The organism is Nocardia brevicatena NBRC 12119 (genome assembly GCF_000308495.1).
GTDB classification, from domain to species: domain Bacteria; phylum Actinomycetota; class Actinomycetes; order Mycobacteriales; family Mycobacteriaceae; genus Nocardia; species Nocardia brevicatena.
The window spans coordinates 1-25,349 of the sequence record NZ_BAFU01000241.1 but is presented as its reverse complement, the minus strand read 5'-3'; the positions used below and the strand labels follow the sequence as shown (position 1 = coordinate 25,349).

Annotated in this window: 25 protein-coding genes; 9 read left to right on the top strand and 16 right to left on the bottom strand. The window is 68.1% G+C overall.

What is annotated here, in order from left to right; all coding sequences use genetic code 11:
* Positions 1-13: 13 nt before the first annotated feature.
* The 6 genes from ON20_RS29160 to ON20_RS29135 are packed head-to-tail and all read right to left on the bottom strand — an operon-like array spanning position 14 to position 6,178.
* Entirely contained in the window at positions 14-1,213 is a 1,200-nt protein-coding gene (locus ON20_RS29160) for an acetyl-CoA C-acetyltransferase (RefSeq protein ID WP_245547561.1), read from the bottom strand.
* Positions 1,214-1,220: 7 nt separating this feature from the next.
* Positions 1,221-2,237 (bottom strand): acyl-CoA dehydrogenase family protein, encoded by a 1,017-nt coding sequence (locus tag ON20_RS33635; protein ID WP_051163599.1) that lies wholly within the window; start codon positions 2,235-2,237, stop codon positions 1,221-1,223.
* 19 nt (positions 2,238-2,256) lie between these two features.
* Positions 2,257-3,408 carry an acyl-CoA dehydrogenase family protein gene (locus tag ON20_RS29150; protein ID WP_040840977.1) on the bottom strand — a complete coding sequence of 384 codons (1,152 nt, stop codon included), beginning with the start codon at positions 3,406-3,408 and terminating at the stop codon, positions 2,257-2,259.
* Positions 3,405-4,568, bottom strand: a complete 1,164-nt coding sequence (locus ON20_RS29145; RefSeq protein WP_083865429.1) for a CaiB/BaiF CoA transferase family protein — start codon at positions 4,566-4,568, stop codon at positions 3,405-3,407. The genes ON20_RS29150 and ON20_RS29145 overlap by 4 nt, the downstream gene beginning before the upstream one ends.
* A 13-nt stretch (positions 4,569-4,581) precedes the next feature.
* On the bottom strand, positions 4,582-5,784 hold the full coding sequence (locus tag ON20_RS29140; protein WP_040840975.1) for a thiolase family protein: 1,203 nt from the start codon (positions 5,782-5,784) through the stop codon (positions 4,582-4,584).
* A 1-nt stretch (position 5,785) separates the two neighbouring features.
* Positions 5,786-6,178: a Zn-ribbon domain-containing OB-fold protein gene (locus tag ON20_RS29135; RefSeq protein ID WP_040840973.1), complete on the bottom strand. Its 393-nt coding sequence runs from the start codon at positions 6,176-6,178 to the stop codon at positions 5,786-5,788.
* 133 nt (positions 6,179-6,311) lie between these two features.
* Between ON20_RS29135 and ON20_RS29130 the strand changes: the two genes are divergently transcribed.
* Positions 6,312-7,163 (top strand): MaoC/PaaZ C-terminal domain-containing protein, encoded by an 852-nt coding sequence (locus tag ON20_RS29130; protein ID WP_040840971.1) that lies wholly within the window; start codon positions 6,312-6,314, stop codon positions 7,161-7,163.
* 4 nt (positions 7,164-7,167) lie between these two features.
* Positions 7,168-7,752 carry a hypothetical protein gene (locus ON20_RS29125; protein WP_051163598.1) on the top strand — a complete coding sequence of 195 codons (585 nt, stop codon included), beginning with the start codon at positions 7,168-7,170 and terminating at the stop codon, positions 7,750-7,752.
* Between the two features lie 90 nt (positions 7,753-7,842).
* Here ON20_RS29125 and ON20_RS29120 read toward each other — a convergent pair whose 3' ends face one another.
* The 8 genes from ON20_RS29120 to ON20_RS29085 all read right to left on the bottom strand — a co-directional run bounded on the left by ON20_RS29120 (position 7,843) and on the right by ON20_RS29085 (position 15,082).
* A complete protein-coding gene (locus ON20_RS29120; RefSeq protein WP_040841019.1) occupies positions 7,843-8,823 on the bottom strand; it encodes an NAD(P)H-dependent flavin oxidoreductase in 981 nt (326 codons plus the stop codon).
* An 89-nt stretch (positions 8,824-8,912) separates the two neighbouring features.
* Entirely contained in the window at positions 8,913-9,131 is a 219-nt protein-coding gene (locus ON20_RS29115; RefSeq protein ID WP_040840969.1) for a hypothetical protein, read from the bottom strand.
* On the bottom strand, positions 9,128-10,477 hold the full coding sequence (locus ON20_RS29110) for an aromatic ring-hydroxylating oxygenase subunit alpha (RefSeq protein ID WP_040840966.1): 1,350 nt from the start codon (positions 10,475-10,477) through the stop codon (positions 9,128-9,130). Before ON20_RS29110 ends, ON20_RS29115 begins: the two co-directional genes overlap by 4 nt.
* A gap of 69 nt (positions 10,478-10,546) precedes the next feature.
* Positions 10,547-11,560 (bottom strand): alpha-ketoacid dehydrogenase subunit beta, encoded by a 1,014-nt coding sequence (locus ON20_RS29105; protein WP_051163597.1) that lies wholly within the window; start codon positions 11,558-11,560, stop codon positions 10,547-10,549.
* A complete protein-coding gene (locus ON20_RS29100) occupies positions 11,553-12,581 on the bottom strand; it encodes a thiamine pyrophosphate-dependent dehydrogenase E1 component subunit alpha (RefSeq protein WP_040840962.1) in 1,029 nt (342 codons plus the stop codon). The genes ON20_RS29105 and ON20_RS29100 overlap by 8 nt, the downstream gene beginning before the upstream one ends.
* Positions 12,578-14,020 (bottom strand): FAD-dependent oxidoreductase, encoded by a 1,443-nt coding sequence (locus tag ON20_RS29095; protein ID WP_040840960.1) that lies wholly within the window; start codon positions 14,018-14,020, stop codon positions 12,578-12,580. The genes ON20_RS29100 and ON20_RS29095 overlap by 4 nt, the downstream gene beginning before the upstream one ends.
* 4 nt (positions 14,021-14,024) lie before the next feature.
* Positions 14,025-14,456: a hypothetical protein gene (locus tag ON20_RS29090; protein ID WP_157229105.1), complete on the bottom strand. Its 432-nt coding sequence runs from the start codon at positions 14,454-14,456 to the stop codon at positions 14,025-14,027.
* A 44-nt stretch (positions 14,457-14,500) separates the two neighbouring features.
* Entirely contained in the window at positions 14,501-15,082 is a 582-nt protein-coding gene (locus ON20_RS29085; RefSeq protein ID WP_051163596.1) for a histidine phosphatase family protein, read from the bottom strand.
* Positions 15,083-15,193: 111 nt separating this feature from the next.
* Between ON20_RS29085 and ON20_RS29080 the strand changes: the two genes are divergently transcribed.
* The 4 genes from ON20_RS29080 to ON20_RS29065 are packed head-to-tail and all read left to right on the top strand — an operon-like array spanning position 15,194 to position 19,544.
* Positions 15,194-15,802, top strand: a complete 609-nt coding sequence (locus tag ON20_RS29080) for a hypothetical protein (RefSeq protein WP_040840955.1) — start codon at positions 15,194-15,196, stop codon at positions 15,800-15,802.
* 12 nt (positions 15,803-15,814) lie between these two features.
* Positions 15,815-17,248 carry a pyruvate, phosphate dikinase gene (locus ON20_RS29075; RefSeq protein ID WP_083865427.1) on the top strand — a complete coding sequence of 478 codons (1,434 nt, stop codon included), beginning with the start codon at positions 15,815-15,817 and terminating at the stop codon, positions 17,246-17,248.
* Positions 17,245-18,789, top strand: coding sequence for an AMP-binding protein (locus ON20_RS29070; RefSeq protein WP_040841013.1), 1,545 nt, complete (start codon positions 17,245-17,247; stop codon positions 18,787-18,789). The genes ON20_RS29075 and ON20_RS29070 overlap by 4 nt, the downstream gene beginning before the upstream one ends.
* Entirely contained in the window at positions 18,786-19,544 is a 759-nt protein-coding gene (locus ON20_RS29065; RefSeq protein WP_040840954.1) for an SDR family NAD(P)-dependent oxidoreductase, read from the top strand. Before ON20_RS29070 ends, ON20_RS29065 begins: the two co-directional genes overlap by 4 nt.
* Positions 19,545-19,629: 85 nt before the next feature.
* Here the strand turns inward: ON20_RS29065 and ON20_RS29060 are convergent, their stop codons facing one another.
* A complete protein-coding gene (locus ON20_RS29060) occupies positions 19,630-21,258 on the bottom strand; it encodes a PEP-utilizing enzyme (RefSeq protein ID WP_040841011.1) in 1,629 nt (542 codons plus the stop codon).
* A gap of 273 nt (positions 21,259-21,531) precedes the next feature.
* On the opposite strand from ON20_RS29060, the gene ON20_RS29055 reads away from it, so the two are divergent.
* The 3 genes from ON20_RS29055 (at position 21,532) to ON20_RS29045 (ending at position 23,716) form a co-directional block, all read left to right on the top strand.
* Positions 21,532-22,047 carry a MarR family winged helix-turn-helix transcriptional regulator gene (locus tag ON20_RS29055; protein ID WP_040840952.1) on the top strand — a complete coding sequence of 172 codons (516 nt, stop codon included), beginning with the start codon at positions 21,532-21,534 and terminating at the stop codon, positions 22,045-22,047.
* A gap of 91 nt (positions 22,048-22,138) precedes the next feature.
* Positions 22,139-22,468, top strand: coding sequence for a hypothetical protein (locus ON20_RS29050; RefSeq protein ID WP_051163595.1), 330 nt, complete (start codon positions 22,139-22,141; stop codon positions 22,466-22,468).
* A 210-nt stretch (positions 22,469-22,678) separates the two neighbouring features.
* Complete coding sequence (locus tag ON20_RS29045; RefSeq protein ID WP_083865425.1) at positions 22,679-23,716, top strand: porin PorA family protein; 1,038 nt, start codon at positions 22,679-22,681, stop codon at positions 23,714-23,716.
* 74 nt (positions 23,717-23,790) lie between these two features.
* On the opposite strand, the gene ON20_RS29040 is transcribed toward ON20_RS29045, so the two are convergent.
* Positions 23,791-25,349, bottom strand: a 1,559-nt coding sequence (locus ON20_RS29040; RefSeq protein ID WP_051163593.1) for a PEP-utilizing enzyme, incomplete at its 5' end; no start/stop codon positions are given.

The window sequence follows — 25,349 nt, the reverse complement described above, 5'->3', positions numbered from 1 at the left end:
GGCGGCAGTGGGGTCAGATCCGCTCGATGATTGTGGCGGTCGCCATGCCACCGCCGGTGCACATCGTGACCAGGCCGGTGGTCAGGTCGCGTCGTTCGAGCTCGTCGAGCACGGTTTGGAAGAGCATCGCCCCGGTGGCGCCGATCGGGTGCCCCAGCGCGATGGCCCCGCCGTTTACGTTGACCCGATCGGGGTCGAGCGCCAGGTCCTTGATCACCTTCAACGGCACCGCCGCGAAGGCCTCGTTGATCTCCCATAGGTCGATATCGGCCGCGGTCATCCCGGCCTTGGCGAGGCAGAGCTGCGCGGCGGGCCCGGGGGCGGTGAGCATGATGACGGGTTCGGCGCCGCGGACAGCGCCGGCCAGGATCCGGGCGCGCGGCGTCAAACCGTTGGCCCGCGCGTAGTCGTCGGAGGCGACCACCACGGCGGCGGCGCCGTCGACCACCCCGGAGGAGTTACCCGCGTGGTGCACATGCCGGATCGGTCCGGCCTGTGGGTAGGTCTCGCGGCACATGTCGTCATAGGAGCGACCGCCCTCGCGCGGCTTGGCGCCGGACCGCTCGAACGATGCCGGCAAGCCGGCCAGTGACTCCACGGTGGTGCCCGGACGCGGGTGCTCGTCCCGGTCCAGGAGGACGGCACCGGATTCGGACCGGACCGGGACGAGGCTGCGTTCGAAGCGGCCTTCCTCGAGCGCCGTCGCCGCGCGCTCCTGGCTGCGCACCGCGAACCGGTCGACGGTTTCGCGGTCGAAGCCTTCGAGTGTGGCGATCAGATCGGCGGCGATGCCCTGGGGGACCAGCGGGTACCGGGCGCGCAGCGCCGCGTTCCCGGCGTCGAGCGGTTGTCCGTAGCTGTGCCGTGACATCGACTCGACCCCACCGGCGACGACCAGGTCCTGCCAGCCGGCCCGCACGCCGGTGGCGGCCAGCATGACGGCCTGCTGGCCGCCACCGCAGAACCGGTTCAGCGTGAGTCCGGGGACGGCGACCGGCCATCCCGCGGTGAGTACCGCGGAACGCGCGATGTCGTTGGCGTGGTCGCCGGCGTGCTCACCGTTGCCCATCACCACGTCGTCGACGTCGGCCGGTTCGATACCGCGCTCGGCCAGCTCTCGCAGCAGGCCGCCGAGCAGTTCCTGCGGATGGACGTCGTGTAACGCGCCCGACGGCTTGCCTTTGCCGCGCGGGGTGCGGACACCGTCGATGATCCATGCCTCACGCACGGGTTTCCTCCTCGGATACGGATTCGGGGTACACCGGCCGGCTCAGCGCGGCCACGGAGTTGTCGAGGCGGCCCGTGCGGACCGCGACACCGATCTCGGCGTGCAGCGCCGCGCGGTCTCCGAGCAGCGGCTCGAGGGTCAGCGCCCGGCGCAGGTAGCGGTGGAAGTCGTGCTCCCAGGTGAAGCCCATGCCGCCGAGCAGCTGCTGGCACACCGTGCGGGCGGTCCGGCTCGCTCGCAGCGCGGCGGCTTTCGCCAGCGCGGCGCTCTCCGGACCGCCGTCCTCCCACGCGGCGTCGGCCGAGAGTACGGCGACCTGGCGCCACAGGTGGACGTCGGCGAGCTGGTGCTTGACCGCTTGGAAAGCTCCCAGTGGCTGCCCGAATTGGGTCCGGGTGCGCACGTGCTCGACCGTCGTGGTTTCCATGGCGGTGGCCAGCGCCACCAGTTCGTAGGCCAGTGCGCGGCGTCCGGCGGCGAGCATCCGCTGCCAGGTGTGTGCCGGATCGGCTCCCAGCGCGGCCGCGTCGAGCAGCTTGTCGGCGGTGACCGTGGCGGTGACCCGGGTCCATCCCGCGGTCGGATCCAGCGGCTCGCCGGTGCGGGCGGGCACCGGTGGACAGATCGCCAGTACCCAATGCCCGGCGGCGTCGACGCAGGGGACGAGCAGCGGGCCGGCACCTGCCTGGGTCACTCCGTCGAGGTGGACCGATCGGTCCACCTCGAGGCGCCCCGCGACCTCGCGACCGCCCGGCGGGGGCAGCACCACCCGAGTGTCCTCGCCGGATGCGTTCAGGCCCCCGGCGTGCAGGAGCACCTGGTCCAGCACCGAACCCGGGGTGAGCAGTTCGCCGTAGAGCGGGAACAGGGTGGTGATCGCGACCTGTGGTTCCTCGGCCAGGATCTCCGGCCAGCCGAAGTCCATGACGGCGTCCCGAGCTCGTTCGGGGGCCGCGCTCAACGCCTGGCGCAGGCTTGCGGTTATCCGGGCGACGTCGTCGGCATCCATGTCGTCGAGTCCTCCGTGCTCAGCGGGGCAGGCCGAGCAACCGCTCGGCGATAATGTTGCGCTGGATCTCCGCGGCTCCGCCATAGATCGACGACGCCCGACTGTACAAGTAGTCGTTACGCCATTCCGCAGCGTCCTCGCCGCCGAAGACGATCGCGTCGCCGACTCCGGCCAGTGCGGCGTCGAAGAGGAACTTCTCGGCGGTCGACATCGCCAGTTTGTCCAGCGAGGTGGTCGCGCCGACGGGCTCACCCGCCGACAGTGCGCGTACCGTCCGCCGCGACAGCAGCCGCAGCGCCATCAGCAGTTCGGCGGCTTCGCCGATCACACCGTCGCCGACGTTCGCGTCGTTCACCGCGACCAGGTCGTTCAGCCGCGAGCGCAGCCAGATCTGCCGTTGCCAGGCCGCGGCGCCGCGTTCACCGGCGAGGACGTGCATGGCGACGAGCCAGCCGCCGTCGACCGTGCCGAGCAGGCGTTCCCGCGGGACGAAGACGTCGTCGAAATACAGTGAACAGAACTCGTCGTCGCCGTTCATACTCCGCAGTGGGCTCACTTCTATACCGGAGGAATCCATGTCCAGCAGGAAGGCCGAGATGCCGCGGTGCCCGGAGTCCGGGGCGCCGGTGCGGGCCAGCAACAGGCAGCGATCGGCGAACTGGGCCCAACTGGTCCAGATCTTCTCACCGGACACCCGCCACCCGCCGTCGGTGGCGGTGGCCTTGAGCCGCAGGGAGGCGAGATCGCTTCCGGCTCCCGGCTCCGAGAAGCCCTGGCACCAGGTCTCGTCTCCGCGCAGCAGCCGGGGCAGCACCTCGGCCGCCAGTTCCGGACGGGCGAATTCGGCCACCGCGGGGCCGAGAACCTCTTGGGTGGCGAACGAGAACGGCGGCGGATAGCCGGCCGCGGCGAGCTCCTCGCTGACGACGCTGCGCAGGATCGGGCGCCCGCCCAGGCCGCCGATCTCCTCCGGCCACCCCAGCCGGATCCAGCCGGCGTCGTAGAGCACCCGCTGCAACAGCCGCAGCCGGGCGAAGGTCTCGGTCACCTCCGCGGCGGGTTCGCGGAACCGGCCCAGATCGTCTCGATTGTCCCGCACCCACTGTCGGAATTCGGCGCGAACTCGTTCCAGTGAAGCGGCCGGGTCGGCATCCGGCACGACGGTGGTCACGAGGCCACCTCCGCGGAGAGCTCCCGGTCGACGGTGCCGATCGCCGGGGACGGGGAGACATCCGCACCGCACCAGTCACCGAACACCGCGTCGGTGTCCTCGCCGGGCAGTCGTGGCGCGGTCGGTACCCGCGCGGGGGTACGGCTGAACCGGGGCGCGGGCGCCGGCTGGGACAGTCCGGCGACATCGACGAAACCCGCACGGGCACGGGCGTGCTCGGAATCGGCGACCTCGTACGGCGCGAGCACCGGGGACACACACGCGTCGAGTTCGGCGAAGACGGCCGACCACTCGGCGCGAGTCCGGGTCCGGAACACCGCGGCGAAGCGGGCGCGCATCTCATCCCAGCGGTCCCGGTCCATCTGCGCGGGCAGGTCCGGGTCGTCGCCGAGCCCGAGCCCCACCAGCAGTTGCCGGTAGAACCGGCGCTCCAGCGCGCCGACGGCCATGTACCCGCCGTCGGCGGTCTCGTAGGTGTCGTAGAAGGGCGCGCCGCCGTCGAGCAGATTGGTGCCGCGTTCGTCGGACCATTGCCCGTCGGCGCGGACTCCGTGCACGAAGGCGGTCAACAGTGCGGCGCCGTCGACCATCGCGGCGTCGACCACTTGGCCCCGGCCCGAGCGGGTCCGCTCGTGCAGCGCGGCGAGAACGCCGACGGCGAGCAGCATCCCGCCGCCACCGAAGTCACCGACCAGGTTCAGCGGCGGCAGCGGACGGTCGCCGCTGCGCCCGATCGGCTCCAGCGCGCCCGCCACGGCGATGTAGTTGATGTCGTGCCCGGCCCGGGCGGCCAACGGGCCGGACTGGCCGTAGCCGGTCATCCGCGCGAACACCAGGCCGGGGTTGGCGGCCAGAAGCAGGTCGGGGCCGAGCCCGAGCCGTTCCATCACCCCAGGCCGAAAGCCCTCGACCAGGACATCGGCCTTGCCGGCCAGTCGGCGCACCAGGGCCACACCCTCGTCGGTCTTGAGATCGGCCGCCACCGAGCGGCGGCCGCGAACCAGTGGGTCGTTGGGTCGTCGCGACGACGGGCGGCGCGACGATACCCGGTCGACGGTGACGACGTCGGCGCCCAGATCCGACAGCATCATGCAGGCGAACGGCGCGGGCGCGGCGCTGGCGATCTCCAGCACCCGCACGCCCTCCAATGGTCCTGCCATCAGCGATCCCCTCTCATGCGGCCGGCGCTTCCAGGATGTGCACGGCGCAGGCCGACGCCAGGCCGATCACATGGGTCAGCCCGACCCGGGCGTCCTCGATCTGCCGGTCGCCTGCCTCGCCACGCAGATGGGTGGCCACCTCGTAGAGGTTGGCGATGCCGGTCGCTCCGATCGGGTGTCCCTTGGACAGCAGTCCGCCGGAAACGTTGACCGGGAGGGTTCCGTCTCGCAGCGGTGCGCCGGAGTCGATGAACTCACCCGCGCCGCCCGGCTCGCACAGCCGCAGGTTGTCGTAGTGGATGAGCTCGGCGGTCGCGAAGCAGTCGTGCAGTTCCACCAGGTCGAGATCGTTCGGTCCGATACCGGCGTCCTCGTAGGCCTGGTCGGCGGCCATCCGGGTGAGCGTGTTGACGTCGGGCTGCACCTGGCCGCCCTCTGTCCACGGGTCCGAGGTCATCACCGACGCCGAGATCTTCACCGCACGCCGGCGAACGTCCGGGTCGAGGATCTTCAGCCTGGCGTCCGAGACCAGCACGACCGCCGCGGCGCCGTCACCGGTCGGGCAGCACATCGGCAGCGTGTTGGGGTAGCTGATCACCTCGGCGCCCAGCACCTCCTCCAGCGAGAACTCCTTGCGGTACTGGGCCAGCGGATTGAGTGTGGAATGCAGGTGGTTCTTGACCGCCACCTTGGCGAACTGCTCGGCCGTGACCCCGTGTGCGAGCGCGTACTCGGTTCCCGCCTGGGCGAACACACCGGGCATCAGACCTGTGCCGAGCAGTCCCTCGGTCTTGACGACCGAGCCGTACCGGCCCTTGGGGGTGAAGATCTTCTTCTCGCCGGCAGGGCGCGCGGCGCTGCCGAGCATGCCCATCTTGCCCATTTTCTCGACGCCGACGGCCAGCGCGATATCGCACTCCCCCGACTTGATACCCATCATCGCCACCCGTACGGCGGTGGCGCCGGTCGCGCAGGCGTTGACCACGTTGTAGACCGGGATCCCGGTCTGCCCGATCTGCTTCTGCAGGCGCTGGCCGTTGTGCGAGTTGGCCTCGTACACGTTGCCGAGCGCGAGCAGGCCGATCTCGGCCATCGTCAGGTCGGCGTCGGCCAGCGTGTCGAGCGTGGCGGTGGCGGCCAGGTCGAGCAGGTCCTGCTCGGGGAACCGGCCGAACCTCGTCATCGAGGTGCCGATGATCCAGACGTTCTCGCTCATTTCACGCTCCGATCGGCTCGTATCCGAAGGCCACGGCCACCGTGCCCTCGTCGTCGGTCCCGGCGTCGAAGGTGACCAGCCGGACTCTGGTCTGTGGCCGGATGCGGTCCGGGTCGGTGACACCGACAAGGTTGGCCTTCACCACGCCTCCGCCGTCCAGATCCACCACCACGGAGGTGAAGGGCCCGGATTTCGCCCCGCGCTGCACGATCGTGTACGCCCGTACGACGCCCTCGTTGGACAGTGCCCGTCGCGTGAACGTTGTCTCCGAGCATTTCGCACACGCGTTGCGGCGATCGAAGTACAGGGCACCGCAGCTACCGCACTCCTGAGCCACCAGATGCGGGGCGTCGCCCAGCACCAGGTAGTCGACGGCGGGAACGGTTCGCGTCATCGAATCCTCCGACTTTCCACAGTGGCCCAGAAGGCCGTTCAACAAATGCTAGAGTACTAGAGTATTTATGACTCGACAATCTAGGGGTAGATACCTCGGCCCGGCAAACCGGGTTCGATCCAGAGGAGGCACCGTGACCGATTCCGCGCCTTTCGATCCCAGCGCTATCGGAGCGCGATCGAATCCCAAGCGGATCTCCTGGACCGCGCGTGACTGCATGCTCTATGCCCTCGGCGTCGGAGCCGGAGTCGACGACCTCGCCTACACCACGAACAACACCAAGGGCGTCGAACAGCGGATGGTCCCGACCATGCCGGTGACCCTCGGCGTGGACTTCAGCGTGCTCAAGCGGGCGGGCAAGTTCGACTGGGCCGGACTCCTGCACGCCGAGCAGAAAGTGGAGATCTTGGGCGAGATCCCGGTAGAAGGGGAGGCCGAGGCGGTCACCGACATCACCGAGATGTGGGACAAGGGCAAGGCCGCCCTGATCGTCGCCCGAACCACCGGAACGGCACTCGATGGCACGCCGCTGTGGCGAAGTTCGGCCGGGCTGTTCATTCGCGGCGTCGGCGGCTGGGGCGGGGAGCGTGGCCCGGCCACCAAGGACGACGAGTCCGCCACCGCACCGACCGGCCCGAGCAAGACCATCACCTACACCACCCGCCCCGACCAGGCGCTGCTCTACCGGTTGTCCGGCGACTACAACCCGCTGCACTCCGACCCGGCCTTCGCCGCCCGGGCCGGTCTGGACCGGCCGATCCTGCACGGCCTGTGTACCTTCGGTTTCGCCGGCCGCGCCGTCCTGGAGTCGGCCGGAGCGGACCGGACCCTCGCCTCGATGGCCGCGCGCTTCGCCGGTCCGGTATGGCCGGGCGACACACTCGAGGTGGACCTGTCCCGGCCCGACGAGCGGACCGTCCGCTTCGGTGTGCGTGGCCGCGACGGCAAAGATGTCCTGACCGGCGGCATCGCGACGCTACGGTGAAACCATGACACCGGGCTGGCAACTACTGCTCGACCGGATCGCCGCCGAACGCGATCCGCGCCGACGAGCGAACCTGGAGGTGGTCGCCCGCCACGTCGTCGAGGAGGTCGCCGGCAATATGCCGGCGCTGATGGCGACGCTGGTGGCCGAGCCGCAATACACCGTGTGGGGAGCATCCGACAGCACCGGTCCATCCGGCTACGACCACGTGGTCGAATGGTATCGACGGCTGCAAGCGGCCGGGCGCAACCGGCTCGACTACCGAATCGTTCGCGTGGTGGTCGACGAGTACTGCGTCGTCACCGAAGGTGACTTCCAGTACGCCATCGCCGGGCGCGACCTCGGCGGTGTCACCCACACCGAGGCAGGTGAGGACGTCCGTCCCGATGACTACCACCTGGTCGGCCATCGAGCCACGGTGCTCTGGCCGATCGACGCCGACGGGTTGATCGAGGGCGAGCATATCTACGCCGGTGAACGGCATCGCGTGCTGCGCCGATTGGCCGAGGGCGAGCTCCCACACCTGGGCCCACCCGAACGGGCACGTCCCGAGTCCACATCCGTTTCAGAGTCGTCGGAGACACCATGACCAGCGCAGCCGGATTGCCCACTGCCATCGCCACATTCCTCGACGCGCCGGCTTCCTCCGCCGGCACACACTGGGCGGCGAGACCGAAGCTCACGGGATACGCATCTGCGCGAGCCGTTTATCGATGATCTGCTCCGCGGTGGTGACGATGCCGTCCACGACCTCCCGGCAGGACAGCACCTCGTCGATCAGCCCCTGTGCCTGCCCGGCCCACCACAGGCCGCCGTCCCTATCCCCACCGCCCAGCACCTCGCGACGCCCGCGCTCCCCCGACGCCAGATGCGCGACATCCTCGAAGACCGCGCCCGGGCGCCGCGAGATCTCGACGATCTCCTCCGATACCGCGTTGCGCGCCACCCGCGCGGTATTACGAAATTCCCGGAACACCAGTGTGGTCGCGCGCTCGTCGTTGGCGACGATCTGCCGCTTCACGTTCTCGTGTACCGGTGCCTCGGTGGTCGCGACGAAACGCGTACCCATGTTGATCGCGTCGGCGCCCAATGCGAGGGCGGCAACCAGCCCTGCGCCGTCGGCGAACCCACCCGAGGCGATGATCGGGATACTCAGCTTGCGGGCCGCAGCCGGGATCAGCACCAGGCCCGGGATATCGTCCTCGCCCGGGTGGCCCGCGCATTCGAAACCGTCGATGCTGATCGCGTCCACCCCCAGCCTCTCGGCCTTGAGCGCATGCCGGACCGCGACCGCCTTGTGGATCACCTTCACGCCCGCCGCTTTGAATGTCGGCAGATGCGGCTCCGGATTGGCGCCGGCCGTCTCCACGATCTTCACCCCGCTGTCGACGATCGCGTCCCGGTACTCCTCGTAGGGCACCGGGGTGAGCGTGGGCAGGATGGTCAGGTTGACCCCGAACGGCTTGTCGGTCATCTTCCGGACTCGCGCGATCTCCTTCACCAGGTCTTCCGGGGTGGGCTGGGTCAGCGCGGTGAGGAACCCCAGTGCCCCGGCTTCGGCGACCGCGGCGATGAGCTCGGCCTTGCCCACCGCCGTCATACCGCCACAGACGATGGGATGTTCGATCCCGAATTCCTCGGTGAACCTGGTCTTCAACACCACAGGCGTCCTTCCGCGAGCCCGAGAGGACAGGCTCGATCGTCGAGAAAATTACGAAAGCACCACTTTGCGAGAGGGAAGTACCATTCTCATCGGGTGGGAGGCCGGGTCACCAGACGGTGCGCATGTCGGGGCGACATGATCCAGCCGCACAGGTGCAGGTCGGCCTCGAACCGCTCACCTTCCAGCCAGCGGCCATCGCGTGCGAAATAACCGACCGCCCCATTGCTCCGGGTCACCTTCACCCGGTTGCCCTCGGGGTCCCGCTCGTAGAGATCCTTGCTGTACGGGTGGACGATGCCGTTCACCGCTCCACCTCGGTGACGTAACGATCCATCAAGCGGTGCATCCATTTGAGGTTGTTCTCCTGGTAGGACGCGAAGGTCACCGTCTGCTTCCGGGCACTCTCCAGGCCCTGCTGAACTTTCTCCATGTTGCCGCAATCCTGGTCGAGCACATTGCCGAGAATCCCGAGCGGTGAGCTGCTGAACGGCGTATCGGCGTCGAGGGCGATCTCCGCGGCGGGCGCGGGTCGTGCCCCCACCACCGGCGCGAGCATGAAAACCTCCATGATGCAGGTGCGGTGATCGTCACCGTTCGGCCGGAAGCGGTAGACGATCTTGTGCACCCCACCCCACGGCATCATGTTGGGGAACACCGTGTAGGTGAAGTTGTCGACCAGCTCGGCGTCCGACCACTGCTCGACCTCCTCCCCGATCAGGCCCCGCCACTTCTCCCGTGTCGTGCGCACGATGTAGTCGCGGGCGGTCTCCCCCGGCTCGGGACGCACCGGCAGGTCTTCGTCCAGGCGCACGTCCATGGTGGAGCGCAGCATCTCCTCGGTGCTCGGGTCCCACGGCATCATCGGACCGACGACCTCCGACGGCGTGATGAACCGGGCGAAGTTCTCGTACACGTCGACCTGGCAGGCACCGAACGCCGCGTACGGCACGGTCTGCGGATGCGTGGCCGGTGCGTGCCAGCACTCCATGAACGCTTCCTGCGCGACCTTCCAGTTGGCCCGGATGACCTTGGAGACATGTGCTTCCACATAGCGCTCGTGGCCATACCAGAGCGAGAACTGATCGATCAGCTCACCCAGGTAACTCTCCAGCGGCTCGGCATCCGGGTCAGGGTTGATGAACACGAATCCCGCCCACACGCCGACGCTGCAGCGCGGCAGGGCGAACTCCTCGCGATCGACGTGTTCGAATTCCCAGGGCGCCGGAATCCGCTTCAGCTCACCGTCCAGCGTCCATGCGATCCCGTGGAACGGACAGCGGATCTCACTGCATCGCCCCGCGAAGTCCTTCAGTTGCCGGCCACGGTGCAGGCACGAGTTCGGGTAGGCGCGGAGGGTGTCCGGCGCCGAACGGATGACGACGTAGGACGCTCCGGCGATCTCGTAGACGATGTGATCGCCGACCTCGGGGATGTGCTCCTCACGGCAGGCGAACTGCCACACCCGGTTCCAGAGCTGCTTCTTCTCGGCCTCGTGGTAGGCCCTGGAGACGTAGCGATCGATCGCGGCCTCGTGGAAGTCGAATTCCCCCGGGGCCGGCTGCAGCAGATGCTTGGGCACCGTCCTGCTGTCCAACGCGAGTACGTCCTGGTACGTGACGCGGCGGTCACCGACATCGAGGCGTTCGCCCATCTTGCGCTCCTGGTTCGGGTCGATCGTCCGGCAGCGGGGCCGGACCGGCGGAGGTGCCCGCGATGCGGGTCAGAACAAACCGCGGACCTTGGCGACGACCTTGTCCACGGTGGGATATCCGGACAGTGACCTCGAGAACGGCACCGGCGTGTACGCCGCTCCGACGCGAACGACCGGCGCCAGCAGCTCGGAGAACAGTTTCTCGTTCAGGCGCGCCGCGATCTCGGCTCCGGGTCCGACGAACTCGGTCGCCTCGTGCACGACCACCGCCCGACGGGTCCGTTCCACCGACTCCTCGATCGTCGCGAAGTCCAGCGGCACCAGTGTACGCAGGTCGATCACCTCGGCCTCGAGGCCCGACTCGGCCAGGGTCTCGGCCGACTGCAGGCACACACCGAGCTGGGTGCCATAGGTGATCAGGGTGACATCGGTACCGGAGCGAACCATGTTGGCCACACCGAGTGGCACCTTGTGCACCCCGACGGGCACCGGTTCCTTGACGCTGTAGAGCAGCCCCGAGTGCTGGATGAGCAGACTCGGATCCGGAGATTCCAGTGCCGTCGCGATGAGCCCCTTGGCGTCGGCGGGGGTCGCCGGATAGAGCACGTTGATGCCCGGGGTGTGCATGAACCACGCCTCCAGCGACTGTGCGTGCTGGGCCCCGAAATGGCTGCTGCCGACGGTGGTCGTCACCGTGATCGGTGCCGGGGTCGCACCGCCGGTCATGTACCGGAACTTCGCGGCGTGGTTGAGGATCTGATCCATCGCCAGAGTGATGAAGTCGAAGAACATGATCTCGGCGATGGGGCGATAGCCGCCCAGCGCCAGCCCGACCGCGGCACCGGCGATCGCCTGCTCCGAGATCGGGGTGGCGCGCACCCGCTGCTCACCGAACTCGGTGGACAGGCCCTTGCTCGTCTTGAACACACCGCCGATCGGATCGGCCACGTCCTCGCCGAGCACGACGATCCGGTCGTTGTTCTCCATGGCCAGATGGAATGCCGAGTTGAGCGCGGCCGCCATGGTCATCGTCGTGGTCCCGGACGGTTCGCGGGCGCCGGCGGCGGGCCTCACGTCAGTCATTGTGCAGGCTCCTCACCCAGGTGTCGTCGGCGAAGACGTCGGTGTAGATATCGGACGCGGCGGGCAGCTCACATCCGGCGGCGTAGCCGAATGCGTCGTCCACGGTGGCGCGGGCCTGCTCCTCGATCGCGTCGAGTTGCACGGCATCGAGATGTCCGTGCTCCAGCAGCCACCTGCGGAAGGCCGGGGCGGGATCGCGTTGCATGGCGGCCTTCAGTTCGTCCTCCGGCACATAGCCGAAATCCGCCGTGCCGGTGTGCCCGGTCAAGCGGTAGTGGACGAACTCGAGGAACGTCGGCCCCTCACCGCGTCGCGCCCGAGCGACCGCCTCCACAAGGGCCTCGCGCGCGACCATGGGGTCGAACCCGTCGACGGTGCGGGCGGGCACGGAGTAGACCGCGGCCCGGGCGGCGAGATCGGTGTTCGACGCGTAGCGCGCGATCGGGGTGTGCTCACCCCACTGGTTGTTCTGGCACACGAACACGATCGGCAGCTGCCACAACCCGGCGAAGTTCATCGCCTCGTGCCAGGCGCCGATCGACGTCGCGCCGTCGCCGAAGGTGACGACGGTGGCGGTGCCGTCGTCGTCGAGCTGCGCGGCCATGGCCAGCCCGACCGCGATCGGCAGACCGGACCCGACGATGCCGGTGGTCGCACTGAAGCCGATCGCCGGATCCTGCAGGTGCATCGGGCCGCCCTTGCCTCGGGAGAGCCCTGCCCGACGGCCGTACAGCTCGGCCATGATCGAGCGCAGCGAGACGCCCTTGGCGAGGGCATCACCGAGGTTTCGGTAGGTCGACACCAGCCTGTCGCGAGGATCGAGAACCTCGCCCAGGGCCGCGCACACCGCCTCCATGCCGCGGATCGGATAGAACGCGGCCTGCAACCGTCCGGCCTTGGCTTCGGCCACGGACTTCTGATCGGCCAGCGCCGTGACGTACATGAGCGTGTACATCCGACGATATGCCTCGGCGTCCACCGGCCGCGTCGCGGGCGCTGCCGCGCCACCGACTGTCGTCATGCTCCGAGTTCCTCTCGCATCGAGATATCGGTAGCGCGGCGCGCCGCCTCCTCGCCGGCGATCCGGCCGAACCCACAGGCGTTGGCCAGCGAATTCCCGCTTCCGATATAGGTTTTGATGATTCCGCCGGTGCACTCACCGGCAGCGAACAGTCCGGCGATCGGGCGCCCGTCCTCCCCGAGCACCCGGGCGTGGTCGTCGATACGCAGGCCGCAGGCGGTCAGGTTGATCGTCAGCGGGCGCACCTCGATGGCGTAGAACGGCGGTGTTTCCAACGGCAGCAGGAACTTGCCGGCCTTGCCGTGATCCCGATCGGTGCCCGCGGCCGCGAAACCGTTGTACCGCGCGATCTCGCCGACCAGACCCCGGGAATCCATACCGAGCGCCGCTGCCAGGTCGTGCAGGGAATCGGCGCGATGAACCCTGTCTCCGCCGTCGGCGAGATGGGCATCGATGATGTCGGCGTTGTAGTTCTTCGTCCGAAATGGGGGGTGGTTGGGCCACACCTGCTTGTAAGCGTCCCGGTAACGCGCGGCGATCGCGGCGGGTGGACGCAGAGCGGCGTCGTCGAACACGACGAACGCCCGGTCGCCGTGCGCGCGCACCACCTGGTCCAACAGTCCGTAGGGGGCGGTCTCGTCGATGAAACGCCGCCCGTCGGAGCCGACCAGGACCGCCCATCCGGGTAGGAACGCCTCGTTCAAACGCGCCAAACCCGGGTCGAGCGTGCGCAGCCCATGGTCGAAGCCGGTGATCTGCGCACCCACGGCAGCGGCGAAGGCGAAGTGATCGCCGCGGGAGGAGTCGGCGCCGATGTACCAGCTCCAGCCGGGAATCCACGCCGACGGAAAATACCGACGCAGCAGGTCCGGTGCGGCACCGAAGCCACCCGTGGCGATCACGACCGATCCGCCGGTGAGTATCTCACCGGCGGACTCGACACCGCGCACCTCACCATCCGAGACGACGAGCCGATCGACCCGGCGCCCGAAGGCGAAGTCGATACCGCGACCGCGTGCCGCGACGTTCAGCGCGTCCACCAGAGCTCGGCCGCCGCCGTCGACGCAGTGCGAGCGGGCCTGCCGCTCGTCACCGCCGAAGATCAGGCGATCGAAGAAGCGAACCCCGTGGTCGGCGAGCCAGTCGATCGTCTCTCCGGTGCGCAGCGCCCAACGGCGCACCGGCCCGGCGGCAACATCCCAACCGTTGAGGGCCAGATACTCGTGGACCAGGTTCTCCGGCTCGTCCTCGATACCCGCGGCGCGTTGCGGGCCGCTGCCGCTGCCCATGATCACGCCGCCCGCGAGTCGACTGGATCCGCCGACCTGTCCTTCGGCCTCCACCACCAGGACCGACCGGGCTCCGGACTCCGCGGCCGCCACGGCGGCACAGAGCCCGGCGGCTCCCGATCCGATCACGATGACGTCGAAGTCGCTCATTCGATCAGTACATCCTCTCGAGGTCCGGCACGGCCGCGGTATCGACCAGGTGCAGGGTGTCGTTCACACAGACCACGGTCCGGACTTCGGACCGGGCGGCGCGGAAGCGAGTGACCGACCCGCTCTCGGGTAGTGGCACCAACTCCGTCGGCACCTCGAGAATCCGCGCCGTCATTTCACGGACGCACGCCGGCTCGCACAGCACGAGGACCTGCCCACCGGGGTTGTCGGCGATCAACCGATCGAGCTCGAGGGTTTCGACGACTTCGGGACGAGCGGCGAAACCGGAGAGGGCGTCCAGCACGCCGCTCTCGCCGACCGGGCCGGCAACGACGTCATGCACCCGGACAACGGTCCAGTCGTTCTCCGCGAGCCGCTCACTCACGCGCCGCAGCGCGTCGGACGTTTCCCCGACGCCGACCAGCGTCATCTCCATCGCCATTCCCTCCGGACCCCGCCCCAATTTACTCTATTCATAGACTATGTGAACTGTCGAGGCAGATCGTGAGCAACTTCATTGAGTCCGAGCAGTTCCCATTTGCCGCCGGAGTATATGAAGTGATGCATCGAGGCATAGCCGGGCTCGAACAGGAGAAGCCGATCCGGCACGCCGAGCACCTGACACGTCCACGCGTTCACGACGCCGCCGTGACACACGGCCAGCACCCGTTGCCCGGCGTGCGCCGAGGACAGGCGTTCCATCGTCGCCGCGATCCGGCCGTGGAACTCCTCGCCGGTGAGACCCCAGGGGCTCAGATCACCGGCACGGTAGCGCTGCCACAATTCGACATCGGGACTGTCGTAGTGCACATAGGCCGCACCATGATCGAACTCCACCAGACCTGCGTCCACAACCACCGGGAGATCCAGAGCTGCCGCGACCACGTCCGCCGTCTGTGCCGCACGCCGCTGCGGTGATGTGTAGACCACATCAAAGCCCTTCGCGCGCGCATAAGGTCCCACCGCCCGGACCTGGGCGTACCCCTCCTCCGAGAGGCCGGGATCCATCCGATTACCGTCGTCGCGCACGGGCAGACCGTGGCGCATGAGGGTCAGCAGCACGCAGGGCTCCTTGTAGACATGTGATCAGGCTCTCAGCTAAGCTCCGATTAGTCTATCACTATACGATCGACAACTAGATTAAGTTCGACGACAGAGAAGGAGGGGAATTCCGTGGCTCACGAGTTCGCCATCCTGCAAGCGACCCGCCTCAAAGGGCGCTTGTCCCCCCAGCTCGCCGCCGATTCCTGCGGCATCGATGCCGAGACGGCCGAGGCCGAACTCGCAGCTCTGCGTGAGATCGGGTACCTCAAGGGTGAACCGAATGTGCGCCTCACTCCCGAAGGCCGCGAGCGGCTGGCCGTCCTGGTACGTGCCGAGCACGCCGGTATCGACCAGCAGGCACTCACTGCCCTGTACGAAGAGTTCGACCGGCACAACACCGCACTCAAGCAGATCGTCAGCGACTGGCAGATCAAGGGCGGCGCTCCCAACGACCACACCGACGAGGCCTACGATCGCGCGGTGATCGATCGGCTGAGCGGCCTCGACAGCGAGTTCCGGCTCCTCGTCGCGCGGATCGCGCAGGTCGCCCCGCGTCTTGCCACCTACCAGCGTCGTTTCGGCAACGCGGTCGAGCAGATCCGCGCCGGCAACACCAGCTACCTCGCCCGGCCGATCACGGACAGCTACCACACGGTGTGGTTCGAATTCCACGAGGAGCTGATCGGTCTGCTCGGCCGGACTCGTGAGGAAGAAGCGGCCGCCGGCCGTGCCGTCTAGGAGGAATGCGCAATGACGCTCATCTGGCTGGGCGACAGTCCCGATCTCGACCCGACCCTCGTCGGCGGTAAGGCCCGCAGCATCAACCGGATGCGCTCACTGGGCATGCCCACACCTCCTGGTTTCGTCCTGTCGACCAAGTTCTGTGCCGAGGTCAACGCGAACCAGGGCAAGCTCACCGAGCCGGTGCTGGACTGTCTCAAGCGCGGTGTCGCGCTGCTCGAGGAGAGCCTGGGGCGCCGCCTCGGGGGCGGAGAGCATCCGCTACTGGTATCGGTGCGCTCGGGTGGCGCGGTGAGCATGCCGGGGATGATGGACACCGTGCTCAACCTGGGTATGAACGATGCCGTGGCGGCACGTATCGCCGAGTTCACCGGCGACCCGGCGTTCGCTGCCGACACCCACCGCCGATTCCGGGAACAGTTCGAGCGGGTGGTGGGCACCCCCGCGACCGGCGATCCGTGGAAGGATCTCGCGCTCGCCGCCGAGGCGGTCTTCGCCTCCTGGAACTCCGCCCGCGCCCGGGCCTACCGCGACCACCGCGGTATCGGCCACGACGGCGGTACCGCGGTGACGGTACAGGGCATGGTCTTCGGAAACTACGACGACAACTCCGGCACCGGCGTGCTGTTCACCCGCAACCCGCTCACCGGCGACCCGGAACCGTACGGCGAATGGCTGCCGCGCGGCCAAGGCGAGGACGTGGTGTCCGGCCGGTTCGACGCGCTGCGTCTCGACGCACTCGCAGCCCAACTGCCCGACGTCCACGCGCAGTTGCTGGAAGCGGCGGCCACACTCGAACAGCACGGCCGCGACGTGCAGGACATCGAGTTCACCGTGGAGGCCGGACGGTTGTGGCTGCTGCAAACCCGCGCGGCCAAGCGCTCACCGCAGGCCGCGGTCCGCCTCGCCGTTCACCTCGCCGACCAGGGCATCATCGGCCGGGACGAGGCCGTGGCCCTGGTCAGCGAATCCCAGATCGCCGCGGCATTGGCCCCCCATGTCGACCCGGTCGCCCGCCAGAGCGCCGAACGGCTGGTCAGCGGCCTGCCTGCCTGCCCTGGGGTAGCGACAGGACGGGTCGTCACCTCCTGCGAGGAAGCCGAGGACCTCGCCGATGACGGCGTGGCCGTCGTGCTCGCCCGACCCACCACCGACCCCGACGACGTCAGTGGCATGGTCGTCTCGGCGGCCATCATCACCGAGATCGGCGGATCGACCAGCCACGCCGCGGTGGTCAGCCGGGAACTCGGCACCCCGTGCGTGGTGGGCTGTGGCCGCGGGACGCTGGACGCCCTCACCGGCCGGATCGTCACGGTGGACGGCACGAGCGGTGAGGTCTTCGCCGGCGAGCTGCCGCTGGCCGATGTGCACGGCGCCGAGCGGGACGCGGCCGAGCGGCTGCGGGAATGGGCCCGGGCCTCCGCCATACAGGTGACGCCGTGACCTTCGCCGCCGATCTCGCTCGCGCCAGACCCGACGAAATCGCCGTCCGCGACGCCGACCGCACCTTCACCTGGCAACAGGTCGACGACTGGTTACGTCCCGCGGTCAACGTTTTGCAGGCCCAGGCTCTGGGGCCCGCGGGACGGGTGGCGATCCTCGCCGGGAACTCCGCGGAGACATTGCTCGGCTACGTCGCGTGCACGTTGGCCGGAGCTTCCGCGGTTGCGGTCAACGCGCACCTCACCGCGCCGGAGGCCGGCTACATCCTGGAGGACTCCGACGCACGAGTGGTGATGTGCGACCACCGAACCGCCCCGGTCGCAGTCGAAGCCGCGCGCGCCGCGGGAATCACGACCGTCGTCGCCTGGGGTGAGGAACCGCTGCCGGACGGGGTGACGGCGTGGCGGGACTGGTGCGTCGACCACAGCGAACCCCGCACCGACCTGGCACCTCGCCGGACCCTGGTCTACACCTCCGGCACCACCGGCAGGCCCAAGGGTGTCGAGTTGCCGTTCACCTCCTGGGTCGGCGGCGACACCGTCGACGTCCATTTGCAGCGCCTCACTCAGAACCGGATGATCCCCTTCGGCCGCCACCTCGTGGTCGGGCCGATGTACCACTCCGGACCGCTGACCTCCACTCGCCTGCTGGCAGGCGGCGCGCCGGTGACGGTGCTCGGCAAGTTCGACGCCGAGACCCTGCTGAGCGTGATCGAGCGCGATCGGGTCGGCTCGACGATCATGGTGCCCACCCATTTCCAGCGCCTGCTCGCACTGCCGAAGGAACAACGCGCGTCGGCCGATATCTCGTCGCTGCGGTACGTGCTGCAGGTGGGCGCGAAGTGTCCGGTTCCGGTGAAACAGGCCATGATCGACTGGTGGGGGCCGATCCTCTGGGAAAGCTACGGCGCCAGTGAGGTCGGCACGACCTGCATGATCAGTGCCGCCGAATGGTTGGAACGGCCGGGCTCGGTGGGCCGGGCCATCCCACCGTTCGAGGCGTTCGTCCGCGCGGCCGACGGCACACCGGCACTGCCCGGCACCGAGGGGCCACTCTGGTTTCGCGACACCAGCGGACACGGCATCACCTACATCACCGGCGCCCGCAGCGGCACGGAATTCACCCTCGGGGAGATCGGGCGGATGGACGACGAGGGATACGTGTGGATCACCGATCGCCAGTCCGACATGGTGGTCTCCGGCGGGGTCAATATCTACCCGGCCGAGGTCGAGAACGCCCTCATCCGGAATCCGGCGATCGGCGACGTCGCCTGCTTCGGTCTGCCGCACGAGGAGATGGGTGAAATGCTCGTCGCATTCGTGGTGCCCGCCGACCCGCGGCATCCGCCGACCCGGGCCGAGATCGAGCAACACGGTCGAACCCTGTTGGCGGGCTATAAGTTTCCCAAGCGCATGTACCTGGTCGACACCCTGCCCCGCACCGCGGTCGGCAAACTCGACAAACGCACCATGAAAACGATGCCGGCCGACGACAAGGCCGCCATTACTCTTCTCGACACGGAAGCGAGCGCAGCACGATGACCACCGAAGCTCCAGTCGCCGTCGTCACCGGAGCAGGACGCGGCATCGGCGCGGCCATCGCCCGGCGGCTGCACCGCGATGGCTACCACGTGGTCGTGGCCGATCTCGACAGCGACTCCGCGAAGCGGATCGCCGATGAGGTCGGCGGCACACCGGCGCCGCTCGATATCACCGACCCCGATGCGGCGGCGGAGCTTTCCGCCTCACTGCGGCGGGTGGACGCACTGGTCAACAACGCCGGCATTTTTCCTCCGGCGCCGATCGCCACCGTTTCGCCGGAGCAGTTCCGCAAAGTGATGGACGTGAATGTCCTCGGGACGCTGATCATGACGCAGGCGTTCATTCCGCAGCTCACCGCCGCACCCGACGCCGCAGTGGTCAATGTCGCCTCGGTCGCGGCGAAGGTCGTCACCCCCGGCACCGCCGCGTACTCCCCGTCGAAGGCCGCAGTGGTGTCGCTGACCAAATTGTGCGCGGTGGAACTGGCCGAATTCGGCATCCGGGTCAACGCTGTCGCCCCGGGCGGTGTCCTGACCGAGGGAACGGCGTCCGTCTCTGCCGACGAGGAACGTGAGGCCCGCTTCGATGCCGTGGTCCCGCTCGGTCGTCGCGCCCGGCCCGAGGACATCGCCGACGCGGTGCCTTTCTTCCTCGGCGCGGACTCCCGATACGTGACGGGTCAGGTCCTCTATGTCGACGGTGGGTTAACCGAGGCCACGATCAACTTCCTGAGGGCAGCGCAGAGTCCACGCTGATCCCTTCGGGAATGGTTTCCCCGAGTTCGGGTTCGGCACACGGTGGGCGAGCACGATGAGGCGCTCGCCCGCCGTTTCTCGTCGGTCAGGCCGTGGCGGTCCGCGCGGTCGTGCCACGCTGGAGCACTCGCACCGTATTGCTCGCGCCGTCCACCCGGATGTGATCGCCGTCCCGGAGCACCCGGGTACCACTCTCGGTGCCGATCACATAGGGGAGGCCGAGTTCACGGGCGACGACCGCGCCGTGGCTGGCCGAGCCGCCGATGTCGATCACCAGCGCCTCGGCCAGCGTCATCAGCGGCGCCCAACTCGGATCGGTGAACCGACAGACCAGGATGTCACCCGGCTCGAGATCGATCTCCTGCTGCGGGTCGACCACGACCCGCGCGCGGCCCTCTACCACGCCGCCACCGCCGGCGACACCGCTCAGCACCATGGTTTCATCCGTGCCGATGTCCGGGTCGACCACGATCGGTTCCGGCATACCGTAGAAGGAGACCGGGAGCACCATCGCCTTGTACCCGGCTCGGGTGGCCCGACGAGCATCGACGATCGCCTGCGGGTCGGCCAGTTCACCGGCGTCGAGCCGGCGGCACTCCTCAACGGTGAAGAAGAAGACGTCGTCCACCTCCTGCAACCGGCCCAGACGGGCCTGCTCCGCACCGAAATTACGGGCAGCCCAGCGGCATTCGTCGATCGCCAGGAGGTACCCGGCTTTACCGACCTGGAGCGTGCGCACAATGTTGCGCATCCGCCGCAGCAACCAGCGCACACCCGCACGCTTGGCGACGGGGGTGGCGGCCAGGAGCCTGCGTTCGGCCTCCAGCCCGGCTTCCCGCGCCCGGGTCGCGCGCTCGGCGGGTCGTTCCCGGTCGGCCGCGGAGCGGGCCAGCGCCCGGATCGGCGCCGGGTTCTCCCGCCACACCGTGGTGTAGGGGTTGCCCTCGTTGGGACCGTGGTAGCCCCAGGACCTCAGGAACTCGTCCTCGGTGAGCATCCCGCGGCCCAGCCGCCACAGGTCGTCGGCCATGCGGGTCTCGTTGACGTCGCCCACGCCCGAGAGCAGCTCCACGGCAAGCCCCGGATCGCCGGCGGCCTCCGCGGCTCCGGTCACCGCACTCTGCCCGCCCTGGAACATGAATCGCACCACACAGTGCACCGAGAAGTTCCGGACGAAGTCCTCCCGGGCGGCGACCAGCAGCTCGATCGGGCGCTGCCCGGAGTCGCGGGTGTCGTCCGGCGCGTACACGGTCTCCAGCCACTTCTCGTACATCCGGTCGTGGAGTCCGCGCAGCCGCTTGCCCGTCCGCAGCAGCGTCCACGGCGCCTTCATCATCAGCACCGGCACGCGGGTGTAGCCGGTCGGGAATCGGGGGGCATCCGGGCGTACGCTTCCCATCAGATCCCGCTCGAAGTCGTCGGCACTGATACCGGGCAGGCCCGCCATGATCTTCTTGATCGCATCGACGTTCAGCGCCTGCCTGCCGTAGAAGCACGACAGCCCCCGTTCGTTGACATCCGGGGAGATGCGTACCTTCTTCTTCGGGATGACTCCGAACGCGGACATCGAGTAGAGCCAGCCCAGTTCGGCCGATTCCTCCCAAATGCTCCAGCACATCGGTGTCATCACCTCGGGGCAGGCCTCTCCCAGATTGGTGCTGGTCCAGTACCGGCCCGGCTCCGAACTTCCGCGGATGGGGTCGCTGACGGCCATGAACACGACGCATCTCCTTGCTCGGGCGCGGTGCGCCTCGGTCTTGCTATTCGTAGGGCGGCCGAAGCGCTTCGCCGCGGTGATCCACAGCTTCACCGCCACGGACTGTGACGCACGACACATATTAAACTCTATTAGACAAATATTGTTCAATAGATGAGTTTTCCAGAAGGTGAGCCCTGATCGACGACCAGCCGCTACCGCAGGTTAAGTCGCTGTTCAAATATTTGCAGAGTAGACTTTCAGTGGTCTTACCGAACCGAGGAGGCCAGCGTGACGAGCACGCACAGGACGCCCGATACCATCACCGACCCGGTCGATTGGGCGCGACACTACTGGGAACAGCAGGACCTCGACGGTGACGAGCAGCGATTCCTCGCCCTCACCTCCCTGCTGCGTTATCAACGGATCGTCGCCGACTGCGTGGACACCGAGCTGCGCGGCCACGGTCTGAACATGACCGACTACCTGCTGCTGATGACCCTGCAACTCTCCGAGACGGGCACCCGCCTGATCTCCAGCCTTGCCCGCAACCTGCTGGTACATGCGACGACGGCCACCCTGGCCACCGATCGTTTGGAGGGCAAGGGCATGCTGCAGCGCAGCCCGCATCCGACCGATCGGCGCGCCACCTGCGTCACCATCACCGACCTCGGCCGAAAGACCGCGGACAAGGCCACCCGCGCCCTCACCGCGGTCGATTTCGGCATGCGCGGAAGCAGCGACGATGACATCGCCCGGCTCCGCGCGGCAGTCACCGCCATGCGTCAGTCCGCCGGTGACGCCTGACTTTCCGGCGAGAAAGACGAGCAGTAGGCAGATACTCCAAGGTTAGAGTATCTGCCTACCTGATCGCACCGACACCTGAAGGAGCGCCCTCGTGCCCCGCCACATCCTGCTGGTCCACTCGTCTCCCCGAGACGGCCGCGACGCCGAGTACAACACCTGGTACGACATGGTCCACCTGCCGGATGTACTCCAGGTGGACGGCTTCGTCGCGGCCCGCCGCTTCGTCGCTGTACCGAGTATCCACGGCGAAACCCCCGAATTGCCCTATCTCGCCGTCTACGAGATCGACACCGACGATCTCCCCGCGGCACTGGCGGCGCTCTCGGCCGCGGCCGAGCGCATGGAGATCCACCCCGCCTTCGACCGCGCCACCCAGCAGACGTTCGCATTCACCGAGCTCGAATCGCCGGCATCGAACTGACTGCGCCACAACTGGTCACAACAAAATTCCTTGATATGACAAGAAATAGTCGAGTCTTAGATAAAGTGTGACGGGTAACACGACACCCGTCACCCTGCGAGCACAATCCGGCACACGCCTCACGGCGCTCGACTCGGTCCGGGCGACGGACCAATCTGCGCAACCCTCTCTGATCGGTTGCGTGCCATCGGTAATCAAGGGAGCTCATCGATGTCTGTTCGAAAGTCCTCGGTGGTGTGGTCACTGCTGGGGATCCTGCTGATCGTCGGCGCCGTGATCATCAGGTTCGTGGTCCTACCATCACTGACGAAACTGCCTGACGACCTCAGTCAGGCGCAGAAGTACGAAGGAACGATGCAGGCGATCAACCCGCAGGCCTTCACCGCCGGTGATCTGGCCAACCTGCTGACTCCGGAGATGCCGATCACGGCCGACCGCTCGCTGACGGTGGACGCGGTCGACGGCGATATCGCGATCGTCACCAGCACGGCCGTGATCAACCTGCCCGACTCCTCGACCCAGAACGACGTGCACACCTATGCGGTCAGCCGGGTCGACTACTCCCCCGCCCAACTCGGCGACGAGCAGCGGTCCGCTCTGGTCCCCTCGGACAAACAGGCCACCTTCGAACCGCACTCGGGCCTGGCGTTCAGTTGGCCGATGGATCCCCCCAAGGACGGGACCGCCCTCTACGACTCGGTAACTCGCACCGCACAGCCCGCGACCTTCGTCGACGAGACCGACCTGCAGGGTCGCAAGGTCTACAACTACCGGATCGACGCCGCGGGCCCGATCACCGGCCCGACGGTACTGGCCCAGTTCAAGGACTTCCCGAAGCAGCTGCCCAAGACGGTGCTCGGCGGGCTGCTGCAGGCCGGCGTCGTACCCGAGCAGTCACGCGCGACCCTCACCGCCGCGCTGCCGTCGCTGCCCGATCCGGCCCCGATCGGATTCGGCAGCACCAACGAGATCCGCGCCGCCGTCGATGCGGAGTTCGGCGCGCCGCTCCAGGTGAGTCAGGCCCAGGGCATGTACGTCACGGTTTCCGTCGACGGCCGCGATGTCCCCGTCCTGCCCCTGTCCCTCGTGAAGCTGCGGACCGCCGACTCCGCGGTCTCCGACGCCGTGGACACCATATCGAAGAACTCGACCATGCTGTCGATCCTCGGGCTGTGGCTGCCTCTGGCAATGGCCGTGATAGGCCTGGGATTGCTGGTGCTCGGCATCGCGCGGCGCCGCACCACCTGAGTTCCGGTACACAGGCAAGCAGGGCCGGTTCCTCCTCTCACGAGGGGAACCGGCCCGTGCTCGTGTGGTGCCGATCAGTGCACGGTGACCGTCCCGGCGCCACCGTCGACGGTGAGCAGGGCGCCGTCGGTGATCCGCTTGGTGGCGTTCTTCACCCCCAGTACACAGGGAACACCGAGTTCACGGCTGACGATCGCGGCATGGCTCATCGACGAGCCCACGCTCACGACGACGGCCGCAGCCGAGGTGAAGATCGGCGTCCACCCCGGATCGGTCAGCGGTGCCACCAGTATCTCGCCCGGTTCGAGGTCGACGGCGTCCTCGGGATCGCCGATGACGCGGGCAATACCGGTGGCCACGCCCGCACACGCGGGAAGTCCGCTCAGGACCTCGCCGGCAACGGCGACGTCCACGACCGGATCCTTGCGTTTGGTCCAGGACGTGATGGGCCGTGTCCTTCCCGCTTCGATGATGAAGGGCGGCTCGACCTCGGACAACTGCTCGAACCACTCCCAGCGCTCGGCGATCAGCGACCGGAAGCCGCCGGGATCGGCGATCAACGCGTCGAGTTCGTCCTCGCGAAACATGACGATATCCTCGGGGCGCCGGAAGTGACCGGCGGCCGCGTAGCGACGTCCCAGCTCCACCATCGGCAACCTGCCCTCGTGCAGCACGCGCACCGTATTCGTCTTGCTCTGTTCCCTGGCCGGCGAGTAGACGGCCACCGAGCGCAGGGCGGCTTCCAGCGCCTCGCGTTCCCGGGGGCGGTCGGCCAACCGCGCCCGGACCCGCGCCAAGGCCGCTTCCCGCTCCTGGCGCAGCCTGAGACTCTGCCGAACCGGGCTCTTCTCCTCCGGCTGCAGCCGCATCCGGTCGATCATCCCGAGCGGGATCGCCGGGTAGGACTCCCACGTCTTCGCGTTGGCCTCCCACCCCTGGGTCGAGCGCGAGCCGTAGCGGTAGAGCAGATCGTCGAAACCGCGCACGAATTCGACCACGGCCGGGTCGTCGGAACGGCGCAGCCGCGCCTCGAGCCCGACGGGGCCCTCGTCGAACTCCTTCCACAGCGCCGCGGAGGCGAGCATCGCGCGGCCCAGCTCCCACATCGCCGTATTCGGGGTCGCGGACGCGATGTTGCCGAGACCGCTCATCAGCGTCACCGTCAGTCCGGGATCATCGAGCGGGGCGAGCGCCTGCTCCAGCGCCCCGACCACGACCGAACCTTCGTAGACCATGCGCAGATGGGTGCGCAGCAGGGGCGGGTAGTGCTCGCGGAGCACGGTACGCTGCCGCTCGAGCAATTGCGCGTCGCTCAGCCGCTCGAGATCGGGGCGTTCGGCCCGCAACTTCTCCGCCAGCTGCCGGTGCACCTCGAGATCCGGCCGGCTCGTCTCGGACATGACCCGCCCGATGGTGGCGGCGATACGCCCGGCGTACTCCGGCCTGTGGTCATCGAGATGCGGGACGTAGGGCGGGGCCGCGGTGTCTCCCAGGTAGGTGCGGTCCATCAGGTCGGGACTCGCGCCGGGCATGCGAGCGCCGAAGGTGCGCATATTGGACAGGTTCAGGTACGCATATCCGTGTACGAGGCCCTGGATGTCGAGAGTATCGGGACGGAACTCCTCGAGATCGA

Bases quoted from the DNA above. Each gene is read 5' to 3' on its own strand.
- ON20_RS29145 (WP_083865429.1), bottom strand. From the start codon at position 4,568: ATGGCAGGACCATTGGAGGGCGTGCGGGTGCTGGAGATCGCCAGCGCC.
- ON20_RS29060 (WP_040841011.1), bottom strand. From the start codon at position 21,258: ATGGCCGTCAGCGACCCCATCCGCGGAAGTTCGGAGCCGGGCCGGTAC.
- ON20_RS29105 (WP_051163597.1), bottom strand. From the start codon at position 11,560: ATGACTGACGTGAGGCCCGCCGCCGGCGCCCGCGAACCGTCCGGGACC.
- ON20_RS29095 (WP_040840960.1), bottom strand. From the start codon at position 14,020: ATGAGCGACTTCGACGTCATCGTGATCGGATCGGGAGCCGCCGGGCTC.
- ON20_RS29090 (WP_157229105.1), bottom strand. From the start codon at position 14,456: ATGGAGATGACGCTGGTCGGCGTCGGGGAAACGTCCGACGCGCTGCGG.
- ON20_RS29140 (WP_040840975.1), bottom strand. From the start codon at position 5,784: ATGAGCGAGAACGTCTGGATCATCGGCACCTCGATGACGAGGTTCGGC.
- ON20_RS29110 (WP_040840966.1), bottom strand. From the start codon at position 10,477: ATGGGCGAACGCCTCGATGTCGGTGACCGCCGCGTCACGTACCAGGAC.
- ON20_RS29125 (WP_051163598.1), top strand. From the start codon at position 7,168: ATGACACCGGGCTGGCAACTACTGCTCGACCGGATCGCCGCCGAACGC.
- ON20_RS29100 (WP_040840962.1), bottom strand. From the start codon at position 12,581: ATGACGACAGTCGGTGGCGCGGCAGCGCCCGCGACGCGGCCGGTGGAC.
- ON20_RS29065 (WP_040840954.1), top strand. From the start codon at position 18,786: ATGACCACCGAAGCTCCAGTCGCCGTCGTCACCGGAGCAGGACGCGGC.
- ON20_RS29045 (WP_083865425.1), top strand. From the start codon at position 22,679: ATGTCTGTTCGAAAGTCCTCGGTGGTGTGGTCACTGCTGGGGATCCTG.
- ON20_RS29135 (WP_040840973.1), bottom strand. From the start codon at position 6,178: ATGACGCGAACCGTTCCCGCCGTCGACTACCTGGTGCTGGGCGACGCC.
- ON20_RS29075 (WP_083865427.1), top strand. From the start codon at position 15,815: ATGACGCTCATCTGGCTGGGCGACAGTCCCGATCTCGACCCGACCCTC.
- ON20_RS33635 (WP_051163599.1), bottom strand. From the start codon at position 2,237: ATGGATGCCGACGACGTCGCCCGGATAACCGCAAGCCTGCGCCAGGCG.